Below are 24,341 nucleotides of genomic sequence, written 5' to 3'. Positions count from 1 at the left end.
AGTTTAATAAGAAAAAAGGCAGGATAATCCCGCCTTTATCCATCAAACGCTTAAATTTACATCCAGCCTCTTTCTTTATAGTAACGTACAGCACCTTCGTGTAACGGTGCAGATAATGCGTTTTTTATCATATCTTGTTCTTTTAAATTTGCAAAGGCAGGATGCAATCGTTTAAAGCGATCAAAATTATCAAAGACTGCTTTTACCACCACATACACTACATCAGGTGATACATCGGTTGAACTAACTAAAGTCGCATAAACCCCAAAACTATCCGTTGGTTTATCAGAACCTTTATATAATCCAGCTGGGATTTGAGCTTTAGCATAATAAGGATTTTCTATAACTAATTGATCAATTTCAGCACCAGTTACAGGCACTAAATGAGCATTACAAGATGCTGCCGCTTCCTTTAAAGCACCATTCGGATGTCCGACGTTATAAGTAATAGCATCAAGATTATTATCACACATTGCTGAAGCCATTTCTGCTGGTTTTAACTCTGAAGCAATTTTAAATTGTGATTCATCCCAACCTTTTGCTTTTAAAATAACTTTCATTGTAGCACGTGTGCCTGAACCGGGATCCCCTACATTAACACGTTTACCTTTTAAATCATCAAATGTTTTAATTCCTGAATCATCTCGTGCCATTACAGTAAAAGGCTCGGGATGAATTGAAAAGACCGCCCGTAATTTATCATTTTTCTTACCATCAAATAAACTCGTTCCATTATAAGCGTGATATTGCCAATCTGATTGGGCGATTCCCATATCTATTTGTTTCGCCGCAATTGCATTTAAGTTTGCAACAGAACCACCTGTTGATGGTGCATTACATTTAACTCCTGTTTTTGCTGTATTACGATTAACTAACTGACAAACAGATTGTCCAACCACATAATAAACCCCTGTTTGTCCACCAGTACCTATGGTAACAAATTTATCGTCTGCCATAACATTTGCTGAGGTTATCATCAGTGCGGTTAGTAGAGATAGCTTAAATAATTTTTTCATAAAAACTCCTTAATTAGCGGGCTAAATCGCACAATATTTGTTCTTAAAATAATTAAAACGTTCTAAGATATACAATACAACATCAGCTTTCGCAACGATTATTCAAACTAAAGGTTAAAAATTTTTAACAATATTTGAATTACATCACAAATTTTTAACTTAATTAACCACTATTCTAGATTAAATAAATTAATTGCTTTCTGCCATTGATGATCTAAACCTGCTGTAAGATAGCAAGTTTCCCTTGTTTTAGGGTGCTGAAAAGTCAGGCTTTGTGCGTGAAGCAATAAACGCCCAATACCTGTTTGTTGTTTTAAACAACGATTTTGCACTAAATCACCATATTGAGTATCACCTAAAATAGGGTGAAAAATATGTTTTAAATGACGCCTTAATTGATGCTTTCGCCCTGTATGAGGGATTAACTTTACTAAACTATAACGTGCAGTTGCATAACGTCCAGCAGGATAATCCAGTTCAACTGTTGCTATACACTGATAATCAGTTACCGCTTGCTGAACCTCTTTTTCTTCAGAACTAAATTTATCTGCAATTTTATCAAGCTTAGGTTTTAATGGATAATCAATCCGACCACTTGTCTCCAAATATCCTCGAACTACGGCTAAATACTCTTTTTTAACTTTTTTCTGTTCAAATTGAAGACATACACTATTTGCCACTTCTGTTGTTAATGCAAATAACAGCACTCCTGAAGTCGGACGATCTAAGCGATGTACAGGATAAACATGCTTCCCAATTTGATCTCGCAACGTTTGCATAACAAAACGGGTTTCATGGCGGTCTAACCAACTACGGTGAACTAACATACCTGCAGGTTTATTTACCGCCACTAAGAGATCATCTTGATATAAGATTTCTAATGTTTGATCTGCCATCACACTTCATCTTCTGGATTAGATGCGGATAGAAGAAAAGTTTCAATAGCTGCAACGGCTGGCAAAAGCTCTGCTAAATAATCCCTCTCTTTACATGCCTCCTCTAAATAAGGCGTAACCGCAATTTTTGACGGTAATGGCTGTTTTTGTGTGGCTAATCCTCGCAATTTTGGAATAAAGATCCACTGTAACCACTCTGTTGCGGTTAAATGATCTAAGGCAAAAGGTTGAGTACTAGATAATGCGTCAAAACTAGGGCTATCTATTTGCCAAATATCTAAACGTTGCATTGTTGCTTCTAATTGTTCCAACAATAGTAACAACCGCTTATTTATCATCGATCTCTCCTAAAATTTGAGCCGTATTCACTAAACGGTGTGGATGAATAACCTCATTATGATCAATTTCAGCAACCCCTAAAAAACGTCCATCGTAGAGGTTTAAGCGGACTAAACCTTGCATAACCATTACATTATCCACTTTAATTCTCTGCCCAAAACTGATAAGTCGCCCTTGGTGTGCCGTTAAGGTTAATACAGGTAAATTTGCCACAGCACTATCAATAGGTAAGAGATACTGTTCCAATTTCTCAAACGCTTGTTGTTCTGCTAATTGTTGTAACTGTTCCCAACTTACCATTTGAGCCAGCGGGTAATTTGCCACGCTGGTTCGGCGTAATGCAACAACATGTGCACCACAGCCTAAAAACTCACCTAAATCATCGATTAAAGTGCGAATATAAGTCCCTTTTGAACAACGAACATCTAAAGTTAAATAGGGGGCTTGGTATTCAATCAATTCTAAAGAAAAAATTGTAATTGGCCGAGCTGGACGTTCAATACTAATGCCTGCTCTGGCATATTCATACAATGGTCTTCCTTGATGTTTCAAGGCAGAAAACATCGTTGGAACTTGTTGTAATTCGCCACGAAAATGAGGTAAAGATTGTAAAATATCGTCTAAACTAACAGTTACCTCTTTACGTTCGACTATCTGTCCTTCAGCATCAGAAGTATCAGTGCGTTCGCCTAATTTTGCTTTAACCCGATAACTCTTATCTGCATCAAGTAAAAACTGAGAAAACTTGGTTGCTTCACCAAAACAGATTGGCAACATTCCTGTTGCTAAAGGATCTAAAGCACCAGTATGCCCTGCTTTATTCGCTTGATATAACCTTTTTACTCGTTGCAAAATATCGTTAGAACTTATACCTTGTGGTTTATCCAAGAGAATAACACCATCTAAATCTCGTCCTCGTTTTTTAGGTCTTGCCACCGTTTAATCCTCTTGCTCTTTATGATGACGCTGATTATCTTGGCGTACCACTTGACTAACTAAGTTTGCCATTCGCATACCATCAACCAAAGAACGATCGTATTCAAAACGTAATTCAGGCACAATGCGTAAACGCATCGCTTTACCTAATAAAGTACGAATATATGCTGAGGCTTTTTCTAAACCAAGCATCGCTTGTTTCACTTGTTGAACATCATCATCAAAAAGAAAAGTAACGAAAATTTTAGCATAAGCAAGATCTTTGGAGACTTCAACATCAGAAACAGTCACCATACCAATGCGAGGATCCTTCACTTCTCGTTGTAAAATAACGGCAATTTCTTTTTTAATTTCTTGAGCCACACGTTGTGAACGGCTAAATTCTCTCGCCATATTCTTTCTCCATCTTAATTATTTGTATCAATTTCAGTGAAACTTTTCACTAAATCATCAATTGCTTTCATTTGAGCGACAAAAGGTTCTAACTTCGCCAAAGGTAAAGCTGAAGGACCATCACACTTCGCTTTAGTAGGGTTTGGATGCGCTTCAAGAAATAAACCTGCTAAACCAACCGCCATACCAGCTCGAGCTAATTCAGTAACTTGCCCACGACGCCCACCTGAAGCTACACCAAATGGATCTCGACATTGTAATGAATGGGTTACATCAAAGATAACTGGGCAACCGTGTGAAACTTGCTTCATAATGTTGAACCCTAACATATCTACAACAAGATTATCGTAACCAAAATTTGTCCCTCGATCACATAAAATCACTTTTTCGTTACCACATTCAGCAAATTTTTCAACGATATTTCCCATTTGTCCCGGACTTAAAAATTGTGGTTTTTTAACGTTAATCACCGCACCTGTTTTTGCCATTGCAACCACTAAATCGGTTTGTCGTGCGAGGAAGGCGGGTAATTGAATAATATCAACCACTTCAGCAACAGGTTGACACTGCGCTGTTTCATGGACATCAGTAATAATTTTTACACCAAAAATCTGTTTTAATTCTTGAAAAATTTTTAAACCTTCTTCTAATCCCGGGCCACGGTAAGAATGGACAGAAGAACGGTTTGCTTTGTCAAATGAGGCTTTAAAAATGTAAGGAACGCCTAATTTCTCAGTAACCTTAACGTAATGTTCACAGATTTCCATCGCAAGATCTCGACTTTCTAGAACATTCATACCACCAAAAAGAACAAAAGGTTTATCATTCCCAATTTGAATATGATCTAATTGAATTATTTTATTTTTCATCTTACTTTCTCTATTTTATTTAATCACCAATTCACGTTTACCTTAATTGTGCTAAGCTAATACGTGGATAACCAGCATAATCTTGTTTAGATTGAATATTTTGCCATTGTAACTGTTGTCTTGATAAATTTGAATTTGCTTGTCTGAAAAGTGCTTGAACTCCCTCTGCTTGTTGCCAACCATGTTCTAAAATCAACCAACCTTGTTGCTTTAAATAGTTCGGTGCTTGTTGAATAATTTTACTTAAATCAGCATAACCTTGTTGAGCGGCAACCAATGCAGATCTTGGTTCAAAACGAACATCTCCTAATTGTAAATGCGGATCTTGTGCATCAATATATGGTGGATTACTCACAATTAAATCAAACTTTTCTTGCTGATTGAGAGCAGAAAACCAATCACTTTGCATAATGGTGATATTTTCAATTCCTAAACGTTGTGCATTTTTCTGGGCTAAACTAACCGCTGGCATTTGACTATCTACTGCCACCAAAGCTAATTCAATCTGTTTTGCTTTTACGATTGGGAATAACTCACTAGCTAGCGATAAAATAATTGCCCCCGTACCTGTTCCCAAATCTAAAATTCGATATTGCTTCTGATTGTCTATCAATGTGGAGATAGCAAGCTTGGCTAATTGAAGTGCTTCTTCAACCAATACTTCAGTATCTGGACGAGGTATCAAGGTTGCTGGGCTTACCGCTAATGGTAATGACCAAAACTCTTTTTCACCTAAAATATAAGCTATCGGCTCTCCTTGTAATCGTCGTTGTAAACAATCTGTTAATTCTTGCTCTAGTTGACGGCTTAAAATTGTTTCCGAAAAAGCGAGTAAATAAGCACTTGACTTACCTGTCACTGCCTGTAACAACACTTGTGCATCACGTTTAGGATCTATATAAGGATTATCTGATCGTTGTTGTTGCAACAAGCTGATAGCCTGCTGCAACCAAGTTTGGTAGGAAATACCACTCATCATTAATTATCTGACAAAGCAGCAAGTTGATCTGCTTGATATTCAGTAATGATAGGTTGAATTAATTCATCAATTTTACCATTCATAATTTCATCTAAACGATAAAGGGTTAAATTAATTCGATGATCCGTCACTCGACCTTGTGGGTAATTATAAGTACGGATTTTATCCGAACGATCACCACTTCCTAATAAATTACGGCGAGTATCTGCCTGTACTGCGGCTTGACGTTCTTGTTCAATTTGAACAATACGGGAAGCCAGCACCGACATTGCTTTGGCTTTATTCTTATGCTGTGAACGCTCATCTTGACATTCAACCACAATCCCCGTTGGAATATGCGTGATTCGTACAGCTGAATCGGTGGTATTAACATGTTGCCCACCTGCACCAGATGAACGATAAGTATCAATTTTTAAATCCGCTGGATTAATTTCAGGTAACTCAGATTCTGGTAATTCTGGCATTACAGCGACAGTACAAGCAGAGGTGTGAATACGCCCTTGAGATTCTGTTTTCGGAACACGTTGCACACGATGCCCCCCAGATTCAAATTTTAACTGCCCATAAACAGCCTCACCACTGATTTTAACAATGATCTCTTTATATCCCCCTTGTTCACTTTCATTCGCACTCAAGAGTTCAATCCGCCAACGTTTACTTTCAGCATAACGGCTATACATACGGAATAAATCACCAGCAAAAATCCCCGCTTCATCTCCACCTGTACCTGCACGGATTTCCAGATAACAGTTATATTCATCGTTTGGATCTTTTGGTAGTAATAAGATCTGTAACTGTTGTTCTACTTCAATAACTTCTGCTTTACAACTTTCTAACTCTTCTTCTGCCATTTCTTTCATACTTGGATCATCAAGTAGAAATTTAGCTTCTTCAATATTTTGTTGTAACTGTTGCCAACGACTAAAGCATTGTACAACACTTTCTAATTGTGAATATTCTTTCGAATAAGCACGAAATTTTTCTTGATCACTGATAATTGAAGGATCACCTAATAAAGCTTGCAATTCTTCATAACGTTCATTCAAGCTTTCTAATTTTGCAATAATTGATGCTTTCATCGTAACCTTAATTGATCTGAATAAAATTAAAAATTACCACTCTCTTTTAAGCTAACAGTTAAGTTAAAGACTAAATGCTCCGCAGAACTATCTTTACTATCTGCACAGAAATATCCTTCACGTTCAAACTGATAAGCTTGTTCTGGTTGTGCTGAAACCAAACTTTGCTCCACGACGCCTTGTTTAATCACTAATGAATTTGGGTTAAGGACATCTTCAATATTTTCAGCACTCCCCGGATTTGCCACGGTAAACAATGGTTGATATAACCGAATCTCTGCTGGGTGATTATGCGTTGCTGAAACCCAATGTATAACACCTTTCACTTTCCGTCCATCGGCAGGATTTTTACCTAAAGTCTCAGCATCATAGCGACAATATACGGTGGTAATATTGCCTTCTTCGTCTTTTTCTACCCGTTCAGCTTTAATAACATAAGCATTACGTAAACGCACTTCTTTGCCTAAGACCAAACGTTTATAATGTTTGTTTGCCTCCTCACGAAAATCAGCACGATCAATAAATAATTCTCGAGTGAAAGGTAATTGACGTGTACCTAATTCAGGACGGTTAGGGTGATTTGCGGCTTGTAAGATTTCAAGATCAGCGGTGAAATTCTCAATTACAATCCGTAATGGATCTAATACCGCCATCGCTCGTGGTGCATTCAAATTTAAATCATCACGTACACAAGATTCTAAGGCGCTATATTCAATCATATTATCTTGTTTCGTTACCCCAATACGACGACAAAATTCACGTAATGATGCTGGAGTATAGCCACGACGACGTAATCCTGAAATTGTCGGCATTCGAGGATCATTCCAACCATCAACTACCCCGTCTTGTACTAGCTGTAATAATTTACGTTTTGAGGTTAAAGTGCCTTCTAGATTGAGGCGAGAAAATTCATATTGATGCGGTAATGGGCGTTCAATTGAGATATTTTCTAAAACCCAATCATAAAGACGGCGGTTATCCTGAAACTCTAGCGTACAAATTGAATGAGTAATCCGTTCAATAGCATCAGAGATACAATGTGCAAAATCGTACATTGGATAAATACACCACTTATCTCCTGTTTGATGATGGTGGGCAAATTTAATACGATATAACACAGGATCACGCATTACTATAAATGGTGATGCCATATCAATTTTAGCTCGTAAGCACGCTTTTCCTTCTTCAATCTCACCATTTTTCATTTTTTCAAATAAAGCAAGATTTTCAGCAATACTCCGCTCCCTATATGGACTATTTTTACCCGCTTGGGTTAAAGTTCCACGGTATTCACGCATTTCTTCTGGAGAAAGTTCATCTACATAAGCTAACCCTTTTTCAATCAATTCTATCGCATAACGATAAAAAGCATCAAAATAGTCTGAAGAATAACGAATTTCACCGTGCCAGTGAAACCCTAGCCACTCAACATCACGTTTGATCGATTCAACATACTCTAAATCTTCTTTGACTGGATTGGTATCATCAAAACGTAAATTACATAGTCCGTTATAATCTTGTGCAATCCCAAAGTTTACACAGATTGCTTTCGCATGACCGATATGTAAATACCCATTAGGTTCTGGTGGAAAACGAGTATGAACTTGCTGATGTTTTCCTGCCGCAAGATCGGCATCAATAATCTGGCGAATAAAATTTGTCGGTTTATCTTGAGTTTCTATCGTGGTTTTTACTTGTTCCGTACTTGTCATAACACCCTCATTTCACTGCGGTTCGGAAAACATTTAAAAAATAAAAATTTATGCATTAATTTACAATTTTATAATGAACCGTGCATTCTACATCTTTTCCTTAAATAACAAAAGCATTAGACAAAAGGTAAAATACAAAGTTACACCTTCTTTAAACAGGATAAATGTTAAAAATGTTCTAAGCCATAACGATATAAATCATTTTTCTTACAACCATATAATTCTGCAGTTAAAGCGGCTGCTTTTTTGAGTGGTAGCTCCTGAGATAAACGCTCTAAGGCAAATAAAGCATCAGCAGGCAACTGTTCTTCTGTACTCGCACTCACGCCTTCTACAATTAATACCATTTCACCTTTTTGACGATTAGGATCCGCTAATAACCATTCAATTACTGCTCCGATTTGATCGCCATAAAAAGTTTCCCACGTTTTGGTTAATTCTTTAGCGAGCATTAAGTAACGTTTCTCACCAAAACAGTGCAACATATCTTGCAAAGTATCTAAAATTCGATGAGGAGATTCATAGAAAATTAAGGTTCTTTCTTCTTTAGCGATTTGTTGTAAACGTTCACGTCTGCCTTTACTTTTCGCTGGTAAAAAACCTTCAAAACAAAAGCGATTAGATGCTATCCCTGATGCACATAATGCTGTAATTGCAGCACAAGCTCCGGGTAAAGGCACAACTTTAATCCCATTTTGACGGCACTGCCGTACTAAATGAAAACCGGGATCACTAATTAATGGTGTACCAGCATCTGAAATCAAAGCAATATTCTGTCCTTGGTGTAATTTTTGTATTAATAAACTCGCTTTATGCTGTTCATTATGATCATGTAAAGCAAAGAACGGCTTTTTAATCGCATAGTGGCTTAATAATAAACCACTATGCCGAGTATCTTCAGCAGCAATGAGATCAACTTGTTGGAAAACCTCTAATGCTCTTTGGCTAATATCTTGCAAATTCCCAATTGGGGTGGCAACAATATAAAGTGTCCCAAATGTATTATTCATTTCTTTCTCTCTAGGCTTAATAATTTTCTAGGCAAATAAATTAGATTGTGCTAATGAATTGATTTTACTTATCAAGATAAGTAAGATCGGCAAATAGTGTATATTTTAATGTAATTTAACCCAATTTAGGCAATATTTTATGGCTATTTCATTACCACATCTTAATGTCAAGAAATTTTTAGCTTTTTTTTTCATCGGATACAGTCTAACAGGTTGTCTTTCAACTTTCACACAACAAACAAATAATCTCTTACAACAAACCGCTTATGCTAGTGCTGATTACTATCGTAATCAAATGCAAATAGCAACCAATCATACCTCTCGCAATGATTTTGCTTTACTAACAGTACAGGCATTAATCAGAGAAAATAAACTAGCTCAAGCAGAAAGTTTATTAACCTCACTTACAAATCTAAATACACCTGAACAAATGTTAGAGAAAAATTTGTTAAATGCCGCTTTGGCTGCAGCACAAACTCACAATCAACTAGCACAAAATTTATTGTCAGATCTTCCTTTTAATCAATTAACGCCAACACAACAAAGTCGTTACTATCAAATTGATTCTCAAGTAGAGTTAAATCAAGGCAACTATATAAAAGCGATAGAAGCCTTAATTAAACACCAAAGTCTCACCACCGATCTAGCACAAAAACAACAAAATAATGATCAAATCTGGGCTATATTACGTCAAATCCCAGCAGATCAACTAAATAATATTACAGTAAATGATAATCAACTTGAACTACAAGGCTGGCTAGATCTGATCAAATTGTATAATGATAATTTAAGCTACCCAGCTCAATTAAGTGCCTCACTACAACAATGGAAAGTGATTCACCCTCGCCATATTGCAACTTATTTATTACCTACGGCATTACAGCGTGTCGCTACTTTTCAAGCAAGTAATTTACATCAAATCGCTCTGATCCTACCATTAAGTGGGAATGGGCAATTAATTGGAAAAACAATTGAACAAGGTTTTCTAGCCGCAAAAGGAAACTCCCCTATCAGTGTAAAAATTTATGATAGCCAACAAGGTAATATTATTCAGATTATAGAAAAAGCACGTCAAGAAGGAGCAGAGGCGATTGTTGGTCCTCTCTTAAAAACAAACGTAGATATAATGCTACAACGAGCAAACCTGAAACAACTTAAAGTGCTTGCTTTAAATACCTCAACTACGCCACAAACCAAAACTAATCTCTGTTATTTTGCTCTATCACCTGAAGATGAAGCAATCAATGCAGCACAACAGATCTGGCAAGATGGGCGTCGTACACCATTAATTTTTGCTCCTCAAAATACGTTAGGTCGTCGGATTGCTATTGCTTTTAATAATGAATGGCGAAAACTCAGTGGATATGATGCCGAAACAAATTACTATGAAAATGATGACAACATCAGTGATATCCTTGCTGGTATTTTACCGCCACCACCAAAAAATGAAGATAAAAACAAAGTATATATCCCTGTCAATATCACTGCACCTAATGATGCTATCTACGCTGCAACAGCAAATGCTCTCCAATCACAACAATTAAAAACCACTTTAAATAATTCCGTTGTTGCCGATCAAATTACTTTATATGCTTCTTCACGTAGCCATTCCCCTAATGCAGGAGTGGATTACCGCTTAGGTATGAATGGCGTAAAATTCAGCGATATTCCTCTTTTAAGTGAAACTGATAGTCGTGATTATAAAACAGCCTTAATGGCAACGAACGGAGATTACTCTCTTACTCGTTTATATGCGATGGGAGCAGATGCTTGGAGTTTAATTAATAACCTACAAGCCTTCCAAGCTATCCCTGATTATCATTTTAATGGTTTTACGGGTAAATTGACCGCAAACAGTGCTTGTCAAATCGAACGTAAACTGACTTGGTATCTTTATGATAATGGCACATTAAAAACGATTAATTAATAATGCGAAATAAATTCAATACCACTCAACAAGGTGCAATCTTTGAACAAAAGGCAAGACAATACCTTGAACAACAAGGGTTACGTTTTATTGCTGCGAATCAACGATTTAAAAGAGGTGAATTGGATTTAATTATGCAAGAAAAGCAAACGCTAGTTTTTGTTGAAGTTCGCCAACGTAAACACCAACATTATGGCTCAGCAATTGAAAGTGTTACTTATAATAAACAACAACGTTTAATCAATACGGCTAATCAATGGTTGGCACAACATCAATTAAGTTTAGAAACCATAGATTGTCGTTTTGATTTAATCACTTTTGATGGTAATCAACATCAGTTACACTGGTGGAAAAATTTTATTGAAATAAATAATTAAAATAATTTGAACAACAATAGCCGCCTTCGAGATAAAAAAATACTATGTTAAATAAAATCAAATCCCTTTATCAGCAAAGCATTCAACAACAACAATCTGATGCAGAACAACTACCCGTTGCAATTCAACAAGGGGTCAACGCACTTACGTCTTGCTTAATAAATGGGAATAAAATTATTGTTTGTGGGCTAGGACGGTCAAATAGTAATGCACAGCTTTTGGTAACCAATCTACTTCACCGTTATCATTGCCACCGCCCCAGCTTTCCTGCTATCTTATTATCTTTTGATGGCACCGTTGGGACAACAATTTTAGCAGATAACACCTCAGAAGAATTTTTTAAAAAACAATTCAACGCCTGTGCTAATAAAGGTGATCTTTTGGTTGTTTTAGTATCAAAGAGCAATACACAAGATGTCCTTCCATTATTACGAATAGCAAAAAATAAATTTATCCCAATACTTGCCATCTCTACAACTAATGCCACTCAAATTAGTGAATTACTGACAGCAGATGATGTTGAAATTAGTGTGTCAGCACAACTTGAGCCAAGAGTATTAGAACAACATTTATTTATTATTAATACCTTATCTGAATTATTAGAACAGGAACTGTTTCCACATCTCAGATCCTAATCCAGATCAGCATTAACTATAAGGAAATTGGAATGAAACTAACAAAATTAGCCCTCTTACTTAGTGTCAGTTTAGGATTACAAGGCTGTGTCGCTGCTGTTGTCGGTGGAACAGCAGTTGTAGCCAACATTGCAGCCGATCCAAGAAGTACAGGAACACAACTTGATGATCAAAATACTGAATTTGAGATAATCCGAGTGTTACAACGTAACCAACAATTACAGCAACAAGGATCTGTAACACCAGTGGTGTATAGTGGGCGAGTATTATTAATTGGTACTGTACCAACTGAAGCATTAAAAGAAACCGCTTATAATCTCGCACGTGAAGTAAAAAATATCATAGATATTTATAACTATATCCAAGTATCACCACGAATTAGCTTAACGCAAGCAACAAAAGATACGTGGATTACAAGCAAAATTAAATCTGATTTACTTCTTAATCCTAAAGTTAAATCTAGTCGTTTAAAAGTAATTACTGAAGATGGGATTGTCTATCTATTAGGAATAGTTACACCAGAACAAGGACTAACTGCGGCTCAAATTGCAAGTAAAGTAGATGGTGTAAAAAAAGTCATTACTATTTTCTTTAATCATTAATTTAAGTTAAAAAAATAAAACAGACATTTTTATTGCCTGTTTTATTTTTAAGCAAAAAAAAGTGTCTTTTCTGCAAGCTAAACTCTTAGCCTTGATAATTTGGGATCATTGTCAGAAAAAGTTGCATAATCCGATTATCTTGGCTTAATTCAGGGTGAAAGGCACAAGCCAGTAGATTTTTCTGTCGTGCCAATACAGGGCTACCATCTATCGTTGCTAAAACCTCTATTTGATCAGCTTTCAACAACTCAGCGATATAAGGAGCTCGAATAAAGATTGCAGGAAAAGGGGTTGTTAATCCGATAACGGGTAATGCCGTTTGAAAGCTGTCAATCTGACGTCCAAAAGCATTTCGTTGCACTGCAATATCCATTAATCCAAGATGAGGATCTTCTCCTCCTTGAATAATTTTTGCTAGTAAAATCATCCCCGCACAAGTACCAAAAATTGGTTTTGTTTCAGCAAAATGTTGAATCGCACGAATAAAATCATATTCTCGCATCAATTTACCCATCGTAGTGCTTTCACCACCAGGTAAGATTAAAGCATCTATTTGCTCTAATTGTTCAACCTGTTTAATCGCTACTCCTTCTACTCCGAGTGATTTTAGCTGGTCTATATGTTCGCTAACTGCACCTTGTAAGGCTAATACACCCACCTTAATGCTTGGTTTAATGTCCATTTACCAACCCCGTTCTTGCATTCTGTCTGCTGGATTCAAAGTGGCAATATCAATACCACGCATTGGTTCACCTAATTCTTCAGATAAACGTGCAATCAGATCGTAATCTTGATAATGGGTTGTTGCCTGGACAATAGCTCGAGCAAATTTCTCTGGATTTTCAGCTTTAAAAATACCCGATCCTACAAATACACCATCAGCTCCTAATTCCATCATTAAAGCAGCATCAGCTGGAGTTGCAACCCCACCTGCAGCAAAATTAACCACAGGTAAACGTCCTAACGCTTTAATCTGGCATAGTAATTCATATGGTGCTGCAAGGCGTTTTGCTTCTGTCATTAATTCATCATCATTCATTGCAACAAGATTACGAACTTGTGCATTAACTTTTCGCATATGACGTACAGCTTCAACAATATTCCCCGTTCCCGGTTCACCTTTTGTACGTAACATTGCAGCTCCTTCGCCAATACGCCGTAACGCCTCACCTAGATCACGACACCCACAAACAAAAGGCACAGTGAATTGACTTTTTAGTAAATGAAACTCATCATCGGCGGGTGTTAATACTTCACTTTCATCAATATAATCAACCCCTAACGCTTCTAATACTCTTGCTTCAGCAATATGCCCTATTCTCGCTTTTGCCATTACAGGTATTGATACCGCATTCATCACTTCTTTCACAATTTTAGGATTTGCCATTCTTGCTACACCACCTGCAGCTCGAATATCAGAAGGCACTCGTTCCAATGCCATAACAGCAACAGCCCCAGCTGCTTCAGCTATTTTGGCTTGCTCGGCGTTGACGACATCCATAATCACACCACCTTTCTGCATTTGTGCCATACCTCGTTTTACAATTTCACTCCCTGCGATCTTTTGCATAATCTTTTCCTCTTGGTTAATGATTAGAAATGTTTAACAATTAAAACTAATTATTTGTTAATTTAGTTGCTCTATTTTGATCCATTCAGGTATGATTAAAAGTATCAGTTTTGTTAAAATTAAAAGGGTCAGTTAATTGTTATGCAAAATTTTGTGTGCAAATTAGATAAAGAGTTACCTATTCCTCTCTATCTACAAATTTACCAGCAAATTAAACAAGATATTGATCACGGAAGATTAAAACTTGCAACCAAACTACCTTCAAAACGTAAACTCGCTGATTTTCTAGCCGTAAGCCAAACAACGATTGAGACTGCTTACGCACAATTACAAGCAGAAGGATATATCGAATCCCGCTCACGCAGTGGTTTTTTTGTTAGTTTCGATAGCTCGATTTATTTCACTCCTCCAGCGATTTCTCCGACACCACCAACTGATAATCCTAAAAACCATTATCGTTATGACTTCACTCCACATCGAATTGATACCACTCTTTTTCCATTTGCCAGTTGGAAAAAACAGTTCAAACTCTTATTTGCATCAACTGATAACAATTTATTAGACTTAGGCGATCCACAAGGAGATAAGGTATTAAGAGAACAAATCCGTCAATATCTTTATCACTCAAGGGGAGTAAATTGTGAAATTGATCAAATTATTATAGGTGCTGGCGTTGAAGTTTGCTTATCAAAACTATTAATCCTGTTAGAACAGCTTGATCCTAAACAAGATATTGTGTGTGGAATGGAATATTATGGCTATTCTAGTGTTGAACAACTTTTTTTAGAACGAAAGAAAAAAGTCATTAAATTTCCCCTGATTGCTGATGAACAAAAAAATGGGCAATATAAAACTGATTTTGCATCACTTAACCAGTTACCCGTCAATTTATTATATCTAACACCATCGCATCAGTACCCATACTCAAATGTATTACCCATCGCAGAACGCCATCAATTATTAAATTGGTCATCTCAAGAAAATTTTCGTTTTATTATTGAAGATGATTATGACAGTGAATTTCGTTATAAAGGACGACCAATCCCCGCACTTCAATATTTAGATCAACAAGGTAAAGTAATCTATTTAGGATCTTTTTCTAAATTATTAATGCCTTCTTTACGATTAGCCTTTATGGTCCTACCACCTATATTATTAGCACAATATCGCCAGCTAAATTACCATTCTCACTGCACCGTTCCTCGAATTAACCAACAACTGTTAGCAAAATTCATCCAATCGGGTGATTTTGAAAAACACCTTTATCGTATGCGAACAACATACCGAAAAAAAATGGAATTATTATGTAAATTACTCCACCCATATCGAGATAAAATTCATTACTATGGTGAACAAGTTGGTTTTTATTTATTAATTGAACTCAGCAAAGAACAGCGTTCTCTGCTGGAATTACAACAATTAGCATTAGCTGGTGGAATTAAAACCTATCCTATCAAACACCCTAAACAAACATTATTTGTTTTAGGCTTTGGTCATTTTTCTCCTCAAGAATTAGAAGCCGCTATTACACTTTTAATCAAACAATGGGGATATGATAAAAATAATATTTCTTAAAAAAATACTCATTCAAAAAAATAAATATTATTTAAAAAAATGTTTAAATAAATTTAATTATATGTTCATATTTCAATCTCTAATTAATGTTAAATAGATTATTTAATGTTAGTAAAAACAACATCTTTTGCTTATTTTTTTTACAATTAGTGGAATTATTACAAATTTGTTTCTAATTTGTGAAGTTTATCACAGATATAATATAGCAATAATTTCAAATTGCTTTATCATTAACATTGTTGTAACAGAATATGAAATTCTTTTCATTTTTATGAATAAAACCATTAATTTAAAATTTGAGGACTACTTATGAGCCTATTTCTAAGTATTTTTCCTATCGTTTTACTCATTTATTTAATGGTAAAACGTAATAGTTTACCATCCTACATTGCATTACCAATTACTGCACTGTTGGTCTATCTACTACAAATATTCTACTTCCAAAATGATTTTGGTCTTTTAAATGCGAATATCGTATCAGGCTTAATTTCAACATTAACCCCAATTACCATCATTTTCGGTGCAATTCTTTTCAACCGAATGATGGAAGTAACTGGTTCAATGAATGTATTACGTAGCTGGTTATCTAATATCAATCCTAATCCCGTAGCCCAACTTATGATTATTGGTTGGGCTTTTGCCTTTATGATCGAAGGTGCTTCTGGATTTGGTACACCTGCTGCTATTGCTGCACCAATCTTAGTTGGTTTAGGCTTTCCAGCATTACGTGTTGCTATTTTTGCCTTAGTAATGAACTCTGTACCTGTATCTTTCGGAGCTGTGGGGACACCAACTTGGTTTGGTTTTGCACCATTAAATCTAGGTAACCAAACACTGCTTGAAATTGGTCAACAGACCTCTATTATTCATTTCTTTGCCGCACTCATTATTCCATTAATGGCATTACGTTTTGTCATTGATACTAAAGATATTAAGAAAAATATCGTCTTCATCTATCTAAGTATCCTTGCTTGTACAATTCCTTATGTCCTGTTAGCACAAGTAAATTATGAATTTCCAGCATTAGTGGGTGGTGCAATTGGACTATTAATTTCTATCTTCTTAGCAAACTTAGGTGTTGGGTTACAAAAAATTGATAACTCAGAAATGAAACAATCCATGGAAACTCGTGCAGTAATCAAAGCATTATTGCCAACGGTATTGTTGATTGCAATCTTAATAGTTACTCGTATTCAACAACTAGGCATTAAAGGTATGTTAAATGATGCGACAACTTGGTTTAGTGTTTCTCTTGGCTATTTAGGTCAATTTGAAATTAGCCATGCTTTAATCCTAAGTCTGAAAAATATCTTTGGGCAAGCTGTTGGTGGTAGCTATAAAACCCTATATGTTCCTGCACTTATTCCTTTTGTTATCACTGTATTGATCTCTATCGCTATCTTTAAAACCAGTGCGAAAGATACAGGATCTATTTTCTCAGTCAGTTTTCAGCAAGTGAAAAAACCATTTTTTGCCTTACTTGGTGCTTTAATTATGGTGAAATTAATGCTCGTAGGTGGTGCAGACTCTATGGTACAGACCATTGGTAAAGGCTTTGCTGATGCAACAGGACAATATTGGACTTACTTCTCAGCATATTTAGGGGCTATTGGTGCATTCTTCTCTGGTTCAAACACTGTTTCAAACTTAACTTTCGGCGGTATCCAACTTTCGATTGCTGAAACAACAGGATTATCAACCTCTTTAATCCTTGCATTACAATCTATTGGTGGTGCAATGGGTAATATGGTTTGTATTAATAATATCGTTGCAGTATGTACAATCCTAAATCTGAAAAAAGAAGAAGGAAATATTATTAAGAAAACAGTTATCCCTATGGTGATCTACGGTATTATCGCAGCAATCGTTGCCGTACTATTCTTTAATCCTATGGCATTGCCGAAATAAGGATTAAAGTATAAGATACACCCCTAGTAGTAATAATGCTGTTCAATCATTACTAATTAATATTATCTTATCTCTAATTTTTTATTTCAGGGTCTATTTAGGGAATTAAATAGACCTTTATTAGATCTATATTTTTATTGTTGGAGGCTTTATGAACGTCAATTTTTTTGCCACCTGTATTGGTGATGCAGTAAAAGCGAACGTTGCCAAACAAAGTGTTCTATTACTAGAACAGCTCGGTTGTGAAATTACTTTCCTTGAAAAACAAGGCTGTTGTGGGCAACCTGCACTAAATAGTGGTTATTTGAATGATGCAATCGCAGGGATTAAAAATACCATTACCACTTTTGAAGTAAATGACTACCCTATCGTTGCACCCGCTGGCTCTTGTGTTTATGCGATTAAAAATTACCCTGAATATCTAAAAGATGAGCCTGATTGGGCGGAACGTGCAAAAAAAGTTGCAGATCGCTTTCATGATTTAACAGACTTTATCGTAAACCACATTGGTATCACTAATGTTGGTGCAAAATTACCGGGAAAAGCGGTTTACCACCCATCTTGTAGCCTATTCCGTAAACTTGGTATTGTGGATGAGCCTTTAGCATTATTAAAAGAAGTAGAGGGATTGGAATTATTACCTATCCACAATCAAACAACTTGTTGTGGATTTGGTGGTACTTTCTCAGTAAAAATGGCAGCGATTTCAGGAGAAATGGTAACTGAAAAAGTACAACATATTAATGAAGTCCAACCAGATTATTTGATCGGTGCGGATGTAAGTTGCTTAATTAATATTGGGGGACGTTTGCATCGTGAAGGTAGCCCAATTAAAGTATTACATATTGCTGAAGTGTTGATGAGTCGCTAAGGAGAAAATATGTCTATTCAAACCAGTCAAATTCCTTTTAAAACGCACGTCAATGAAGAACTTCACGATCAAATTATGCGTAAAGCCGTGGCAATGGCACAAGAACGTATTGGTGGTAATCGTCAAAGAATGGTGGATGAATTAGGCCATTGGGAAAATTGGCGTGACCAAGCAAAAGCTATCCGTAACCACGTTTTAGAAAACCTAGATGCTTATCTCTATCAATTATCAGAAAAAGTAACCCAAAATGGTGGGCATGTTTATTTTGCTGAAACAGATGAAGATGCTCGCCGTTATATTAAAGATCTTGCGGTAAAAAAAGGGGTTAAAAAAGTCGTAAAATCAAAATCAATGGTTACTGAAGAAATCGGTATGAACCATGCATTAGAAGCTGAAAACATTAAGGTTGTTGAAACTGACCTTGGTGAATATATTCTTCAAATTGCTGATGATAAACCCTCACACATTGTTGTCCCTGCAATTCACCGAGATCGCCATCAAATTCGTAAAGTATTACACGAAAAATTGGGCTATCAAGGTGCTGAAACCCCTGAAGATATGACGCTCTTTATCCGCAATAAAATTCGTGAAGAATTTTTAACCGCCGATATGGGAGTCAGTGGCTGTAATTTTGCGGTTCCTCAAACTGGCAGTATCTGCTTAGTAACCAATGAAGGTAACTTGCGTATGGCTACTACCCTACCTAAAATCCACGTTGCAGTAATGGGAATGGAGCGTCTAGCACCAAGTTTTGAAGCGGTCGATGTATTAATCACTTTATTAGCACGTAGTGCGGTAGGAGCAAAATTAACTGGCTATAACACTTGGTTAACTGGTCCTCGCCTTACTGGTGAAACTGATGGTCCAGAAGAATTCCATTTAGTCATTGTCGATAATGGGCGTTCTAAAGCATTAGGAAGTGAATTTAATGATGTATTACGTTGTATCCGTTGTGGTGCTTGCTTAAATACCTGTCCTGTTTATCGCCAAATTGGTGGGCATAGTTACGGTTCTATCTATCCGGGACCAATTGGTTCTGTTATTTCGCCTCTGATTGGTGGATATGAGAAATTTAAAGAACTCCCTTATGCGTGTTCACTCTGTACGGCTTGTAATCAAGTTTGCCCAGTGAAAATTCCATTATCAAACTTATTACTAGAACATCGTCGTAAAATTGTTAGCCTCGGTAAAACAGATAACATCGAAAAATTATCTGTCAAAGCCTTTGCTTTTGCCAATTCACACCCAAGTTTTTGGAAAGTCGGGATGAATGTTGGAGCTAAAGTCATGGGGCAATTTATTAAAAATGGTAAAGCACCGATCAATGTTGGTGCCATCAGTGAATGGACTAAAGCCCGTGATTTACCAAAACCAGACGGTGAAAGTTTCCGTAGTTGGTTTAAACAACGTTCAAACAAAACAAATGGTAGTAAATAAGGAAGGGGATAATTATGGATCAACATAACCGTCAACAATTTTTAGAACGCCTCGCAAATAAGTTAGGACGTCCAATGCGAACCGAAGCTGTCGGCAGCTATCCTCATATCAATGATTATCCTACTACTCGATTAACAGATCTTTCCTTTGAAGAGCGTTATCAAAAGTTTGTGCAAACAGCAAATGATTTAACCGTTGATTGTGTTACAACTAAACCAGAGCAAGTTTCAACAACGATTTTAGAACTGTGTCAAAAATATGGTGAAGGTGATGTCATCTTAAATGATGATGAACGTTTACAACAGTATGGCATTACAAATACAGTTTGTGAGAAATATCCGCATCGTGTTTGGTCATCTACAACAGCGGAAGAAGATCGTCATTTTGCAGCAAATGCGAATATTGGGATTGTTTTTGCAGAGTACGGATTAACTGAATCAGGCGGAGTTGTACTTTTCTCATCACCACACAATGGACGTTCTGTTAGCCTTTTACCACCTGTCTCGATTATTGTGTTAAGAAAGAGTACTATTCTACCTCGTGTAGCTCAATTAGCTAAAATTCTAGATGAAAAAGCACAACAAGGAGAACGTATGCCTTCTTGTATCAATATTATCTCTGGTCCAAGTGCAACAGCGGATATTGAATTAGTAAAAGTGATTGGTGTTCACGGTCCTGTCAAACAGGTTTATTTAATTATTGATGATCTGTAAGCAAAATTAGGAAGCCTTTAGCATAAAGCCTTGTATCTACAAGGCTTTATTTTATAAAAAGGAAAATTATTTTTTATTTATAATTCTCCTTTCTCCCTAATTCACTTCAATTTAACGGTAATTTGTTCCTCTAATTTGCTCAACCGTTTTAATTTTATAATTTTTAAAGATTATTGAACCCAAGAAACCAGCACAAATTCCTGCGGTTGCACACATTAAGGCGACTTTGGTTACTGTCATTGGATCATTAAAACCGTACATAACCATTAAACCTGCAATTGGTGTTGCAGTCCCAGTTGCATCATTAACTAAGCCAAAAAGTGAGACAATCACTCCAGCTAATGCACCACCAATAAAGTTAGTCACATAAATTGGAATTGGATTGGCTGAGATTAGATCAGCTTGTGTTAAAGGTTCAATCGCAACCGCTATTGTCGTTTTGCGATCACCAAATCCCATTCGATGAAAAAACACCCCATTCATAAAAGATGATCCCATAACAGATAATGCACCTATTGCCATCGGTACACCAGTTAACCCCATCATTGCAGTTAATGCCATTGAAGATAAGGGTGCAGTTGCAACCACAGTGATCACCCCACCTAAAATAATTCCCATTAAAATCGGACTTGACTGTGAGGCTGATTCTAAAATTTTACCAATATTTAACAAAGTAGAACTAACCAAAGGATCACAACCTGTTGCAATTAACCTCGCTAAAGGTGCAATAAAACAGATCATAACGATCAAATCTACTCCTTTTGGAATGCGTTTTTCTAAAATTGGAATCACAAAGGAAAGAACATAGCCAGCAATAAACCCGGGTAAAATACCAAATCCTGCTACCGATACCCCAACTAAAACCGCATATATAGGATTAACCCCTAATGCTAATGGCACTAAAATAGCTGCTGCAACACCTCCCATACTACCAGCAGCATCACCAACTTGACCTAAAAACGCTATTTTTAGTAAATCACCACCGACAAAACGTTGAAAGGCTTCGACCAGAAAACTTGCAGTTGCAGCTCCAGCCAAAGCCTCCATCGCTTTCATTCCTTTTGGCATTTTCATACTGAAAAATGAAAAGCTTGCTAAAACGATTAATAGTAATATCGTTCCCTTAATAACATCCATTTTACGCCCCTTATCACTCTTACCGTAAACTATTCTTTTACTAAGTTAATTTTAGTAAAAATAGTTAGTTTACTTTGATGTTATTTTAAAAAAGGCTAAATTATAATATTCCACCTAAAACATTTCAAACAGCTTTTAACTCTTAATAGTTATTGTCTGGCAGCATAATATTTTATTATTTCACTCAATTTATTTATGTAAAATTATGTCAATATTTAGAAAGAGTATTATTTATAGATTAATTCAATATCGGCAAAAAGCTGTTGCACTTCAAGGTTATTTCGCCCTCTTTCTGCTTGTTCGACACGCTGACGTGTTAAATGAGGTGAAAAAAATTCAATAAAATCATACATATAATTTCTAAGAAAACTACCTTTCTTAAATGCAATTTGTGTCATACTTGGATTAAATAAATGTGAAGCATTAATTGCAATCAAATCTTGATCACTTTCAGTATATGCCATTGATGCAATAATACCGATACCTAATCCCATTCTGATATATGTTTTAATCACATCGGTATCAGTGGCGGTGAAAACAATATTAGGAATAATGCCTTTTTGGTTAAAAGCAAAATCTAACTCAGAACGTTCATAAAATCCAAAAGTGTAGGTGATCAGTGGATATTGCCCAAGATCTTGTAAAGTAATATTTTGTTTCTGAGCAAGAGGGTGGTCTAGCGGTACCACCACTGATCTATTCCAAAAATAACACGGAAGTAGAATGGCTTCTTCAAAGAGATATTGTGCTTCGGTACTAATTGCCAAATCAACTTCTCCAGCAATCAAAGCTTGATAAATTTGCTGAGGTGAACCTTGATGAATATGTAAACTAACATGAGGATAACGTTGTCGGAAACGTTTAACCACCTCAGGTAAAACATAACGAGTTTGCGTATGAGTAGTAGCAATTCGTAAACCACCTTTTTCTGGATCATTATGTTCTTCAGCAATTAATTTAATCCCTTGAGCTTTAACTAATAATTCTCTAGCTAAAGCAATAATTTTTTCACCAGTGGGCGTCACACTACGTAAATGCCGCCCACTACGTTCAAAAATCTCAACCCCCAATTCATCTTCCAATAAACGTACTTGCTTACTAATCCCCGGCTGTGAGGTATAAAGTTTATTGGCGGCTTCGGTAACATTTAGATCTTGATTTACGATTTCAACTAAATAACGAAGTTGTTGTAATTTCATCAAATATCTCCTTTACACTCACTGATAGCCACCACATATAATGTTAATAGGCAGATTTTTTCCGTATCGCACTATGCTGGCGAACTGCTTTTCTAATTTGTGACGTTTTTACTTTTCGTCTCTCTTTTTCTACTGCCACTTTTGTCGTTGTTTCCAGTGGTAATCCAACTAATTGGCGTAAATAATTCACTTCTTCAAGGGGTAATTCACTCCACCCTCCTCGAGGTAGCCCTTTTAGCTTGATATTGCCATAACGAATGCGAATTAAACGACTCACTTGAACACCCTGTGATTCCCATAATCGACGGACTTCTCGATTACGTCCTTCAGTTAAAGTAACATCAAACCATTGGTTAAGCCCATTACCACCACCTATTTTAATTTGTTTAAAACAAGCTGGTCCATCTTCTAACTGCACACCTTTTTTAAGACGTTGGAGCATACTCTCGTCCACTTCCCCAAAAATGCGAACGGAATACTCCCGTTCTACTTCTTGACTTGGGTGCATTAAACGATTAGCTAATTCGCCATCAGTGGTAAACAGCAATAATCCTGATGTATTAATATCTAAACGCCCAACGGCAATCCAGCGAGAACCTTTTAAGCGTGGTAATCGTTCAAATACTGTTGCACGCCCTTCAGGATCGTGGCGTGTGCAAAGTTCCCCTTCTGGCTTGTAATACATTAAAACCCGACAAGTTGCCTGCTGTGCTAAAGCAAGATTAACCACATGCCCATCAATGCGAATCTTTAAGCCATCATTAATTTCAACTCGATCACCTAAACTTGCAATTTTTCCATTCACACTAACTCGACCTGCAGAAATCATTGTTTCTAATTCACGCCGAGATCCTTTCCCCGCTCTTGCTAAAACTTTTTGTAATTTCTCCCCTGTCGTATTTGCTTTGGCTCGAACATTAGCATTGCGATTTCGTTCCACTTTTTGCTCTGTTGTTCTAACATCTACTAACTTAGAAGATTGAGCTACCTTTAGAGGGCGCTTTGGAGAACGGTGATTTTTTCGTTCATCATTTGGCTTAGGATTATGACCAGCTTTTTTATTGCTAGCTTGAGAAGTACGGTTAAAAGTACGACTATTTTTGGTTGTTGTTCTAAAATTCATTTTTTCCTCTTGTCGCTTTCACAAGCGTCTTTTCAAAT

General features: G+C 36.5%; 24 protein-coding genes. 9 read left to right on the top strand and 15 right to left on the bottom strand.

Translation table 11 applies throughout. The features are described from left to right. Positions 1–56 precede the first annotated feature (56 nt). The 10 genes from CEP47_RS03085 to rsmI all read right to left on the bottom strand — a co-directional run bounded on the left by CEP47_RS03085 (position 57) and on the right by rsmI (position 9,229). Positions 57–1,016: a TAXI family TRAP transporter solute-binding subunit gene (locus tag CEP47_RS03085; protein ID WP_261919460.1), complete on the bottom strand. Its 960-nt coding sequence runs from the start codon at positions 1,014–1,016 to the stop codon at positions 57–59. A gap of 170 nt (positions 1,017–1,186) precedes the next feature. Continuing rightward, complete coding sequence (truC, locus tag CEP47_RS03080; protein WP_261919461.1) at positions 1,187–1,912, bottom strand: tRNA pseudouridine(65) synthase TruC; 726 nt, start codon at positions 1,910–1,912, stop codon at positions 1,187–1,189. After that, on the bottom strand, positions 1,912–2,250 hold the full coding sequence (locus CEP47_RS03075) for a YqcC family protein (protein ID WP_373463119.1): 339 nt from the start codon (positions 2,248–2,250) through the stop codon (positions 1,912–1,914). The genes truC and CEP47_RS03075 overlap by 1 nt, the downstream gene beginning before the upstream one ends. Further along, positions 2,240–3,187, bottom strand: coding sequence for a tRNA pseudouridine(55) synthase TruB (truB, locus tag CEP47_RS03070; protein ID WP_261919462.1), 948 nt, complete (start codon positions 3,185–3,187; stop codon positions 2,240–2,242). Before truB ends, CEP47_RS03075 begins: the two co-directional genes overlap by 11 nt. Positions 3,188–3,190: 3 nt before the next feature. Continuing rightward, a complete protein-coding gene (gene rbfA / locus CEP47_RS03065) occupies positions 3,191–3,580 on the bottom strand; it encodes a 30S ribosome-binding factor RbfA (protein ID WP_261919463.1) in 390 nt (129 codons plus the stop codon). A 14-nt stretch (positions 3,581–3,594) separates the two neighbouring features. Beyond that, positions 3,595–4,449: a 3-deoxy-8-phosphooctulonate synthase gene (kdsA, locus tag CEP47_RS03060; protein WP_261919464.1), complete on the bottom strand. Its 855-nt coding sequence runs from the start codon at positions 4,447–4,449 to the stop codon at positions 3,595–3,597. 37 nt (positions 4,450–4,486) lie between these two features. Next, entirely contained in the window at positions 4,487–5,416 is a 930-nt protein-coding gene (gene prmC, locus CEP47_RS03055; RefSeq protein WP_261920998.1) for a peptide chain release factor N(5)-glutamine methyltransferase, read from the bottom strand. A gap of 11 nt (positions 5,417–5,427) precedes the next feature. Next, the gene (gene prfA / locus CEP47_RS03050) at positions 5,428–6,507 is read right to left on the bottom strand and encodes a peptide chain release factor 1 (protein WP_261919465.1); all 1,080 of its coding nucleotides are present in this window, start codon (positions 6,505–6,507) and stop codon (positions 5,428–5,430) included. A gap of 26 nt (positions 6,508–6,533) precedes the next feature. After that, complete coding sequence (gene glnS, locus CEP47_RS03045) at positions 6,534–8,219, bottom strand: glutamine--tRNA ligase (RefSeq protein WP_261919466.1); 1,686 nt, start codon at positions 8,217–8,219, stop codon at positions 6,534–6,536. Positions 8,220–8,386: 167 nt separating this feature from the next. Further along, entirely contained in the window at positions 8,387–9,229 is an 843-nt protein-coding gene (gene rsmI, locus CEP47_RS03040) for a 16S rRNA (cytidine(1402)-2'-O)-methyltransferase (protein WP_261919467.1), read from the bottom strand. 139 nt (positions 9,230–9,368) lie between these two features. Here rsmI and CEP47_RS03035 point away from each other — a divergent pair, with 139 nt between their 5' ends. The 4 genes from CEP47_RS03035 to dolP are packed head-to-tail and all read left to right on the top strand — an operon-like array spanning position 9,369 to position 12,770. After that, complete coding sequence (locus CEP47_RS03035) at positions 9,369–11,156, top strand: penicillin-binding protein activator (RefSeq protein ID WP_261919468.1); 1,788 nt, start codon at positions 9,369–9,371, stop codon at positions 11,154–11,156. Between the two features lie 2 nt (positions 11,157–11,158). Further along, positions 11,159–11,533: a YraN family protein gene (locus CEP47_RS03030; protein ID WP_373463118.1), complete on the top strand. Its 375-nt coding sequence runs from the start codon at positions 11,159–11,161 to the stop codon at positions 11,531–11,533. A 44-nt stretch (positions 11,534–11,577) separates the two neighbouring features. Next, complete coding sequence (locus CEP47_RS03025) at positions 11,578–12,168, top strand: SIS domain-containing protein (protein WP_261919469.1); 591 nt, start codon at positions 11,578–11,580, stop codon at positions 12,166–12,168. A gap of 32 nt (positions 12,169–12,200) precedes the next feature. Next, positions 12,201–12,770, top strand: a complete 570-nt coding sequence (gene dolP, locus CEP47_RS03020) for a division/outer membrane stress-associated lipid-binding lipoprotein (protein WP_261919470.1) — start codon at positions 12,201–12,203, stop codon at positions 12,768–12,770. 85 nt (positions 12,771–12,855) lie between these two features. Here the strand turns inward: dolP and pdxT are convergent, their stop codons facing one another. After that, on the bottom strand, positions 12,856–13,452 hold the full coding sequence (pdxT, locus tag CEP47_RS03015) for a pyridoxal 5'-phosphate synthase glutaminase subunit PdxT (protein WP_261919471.1): 597 nt from the start codon (positions 13,450–13,452) through the stop codon (positions 12,856–12,858). Continuing rightward, the gene (gene pdxS, locus CEP47_RS03010) at positions 13,453–14,340 is read right to left on the bottom strand and encodes a pyridoxal 5'-phosphate synthase lyase subunit PdxS (RefSeq protein WP_261919472.1); all 888 of its coding nucleotides are present in this window, start codon (positions 14,338–14,340) and stop codon (positions 13,453–13,455) included. 141 nt (positions 14,341–14,481) lie between these two features. Between pdxS and pdxR the strand changes: the two genes are divergently transcribed. From pdxR to CEP47_RS02985, 5 genes are all read left to right on the top strand, one after another. Further along, a complete protein-coding gene (pdxR, locus tag CEP47_RS03005; protein WP_261919473.1) occupies positions 14,482–15,915 on the top strand; it encodes a MocR-like pyridoxine biosynthesis transcription factor PdxR in 1,434 nt (477 codons plus the stop codon). 309 nt (positions 15,916–16,224) lie between these two features. Then, positions 16,225–17,823, top strand: a complete 1,599-nt coding sequence (locus CEP47_RS03000) for an L-lactate permease (protein WP_261919474.1) — start codon at positions 16,225–16,227, stop codon at positions 17,821–17,823. A 151-nt stretch (positions 17,824–17,974) separates the two neighbouring features. Then, positions 17,975–18,694 carry a (Fe-S)-binding protein gene (locus tag CEP47_RS02995; RefSeq protein WP_261919475.1) on the top strand — a complete coding sequence of 240 codons (720 nt, stop codon included), beginning with the start codon at positions 17,975–17,977 and terminating at the stop codon, positions 18,692–18,694. Positions 18,695–18,703: 9 nt separating this feature from the next. After that, positions 18,704–20,131, top strand: coding sequence for a LutB/LldF family L-lactate oxidation iron-sulfur protein (locus tag CEP47_RS02990; protein WP_261919476.1), 1,428 nt, complete (start codon positions 18,704–18,706; stop codon positions 20,129–20,131). 14 nt (positions 20,132–20,145) lie between these two features. After that, the gene (locus tag CEP47_RS02985) at positions 20,146–20,844 is read left to right on the top strand and encodes a LutC/YkgG family protein (protein WP_261919477.1); all 699 of its coding nucleotides are present in this window, start codon (positions 20,146–20,148) and stop codon (positions 20,842–20,844) included. Between the two features lie 111 nt (positions 20,845–20,955). On the opposite strand, the gene CEP47_RS02980 is transcribed toward CEP47_RS02985, so the two are convergent. From CEP47_RS02980 to rluB, 3 genes are all read right to left on the bottom strand, one after another. Further along, positions 20,956–21,981: a PTS sugar transporter subunit IIC gene (locus tag CEP47_RS02980; RefSeq protein ID WP_261919478.1), complete on the bottom strand. Its 1,026-nt coding sequence runs from the start codon at positions 21,979–21,981 to the stop codon at positions 20,956–20,958. Positions 21,982–22,208: 227 nt separating this feature from the next. Continuing rightward, entirely contained in the window at positions 22,209–23,180 is a 972-nt protein-coding gene (gene cysB, locus CEP47_RS02975) for an HTH-type transcriptional regulator CysB (protein WP_261919479.1), read from the bottom strand. Positions 23,181–23,223: 43 nt separating this feature from the next. After that, positions 23,224–24,303 carry a 23S rRNA pseudouridine(2605) synthase RluB gene (gene rluB, locus CEP47_RS02970; protein WP_261919480.1) on the bottom strand — a complete coding sequence of 360 codons (1,080 nt, stop codon included), beginning with the start codon at positions 24,301–24,303 and terminating at the stop codon, positions 23,224–23,226. Between the last annotated feature and the right edge of the window lie 38 nt (positions 24,304–24,341).

This window comes from Mergibacter septicus, from assembly GCF_003265225.1.
Lineage (GTDB): Bacteria > Pseudomonadota > Gammaproteobacteria > Enterobacterales > Pasteurellaceae > Mergibacter > Mergibacter septicus.
The sequence above is the reverse complement of the archived record's forward strand: the minus strand, read 5'-3'. Positions and strand labels throughout refer to the sequence as shown.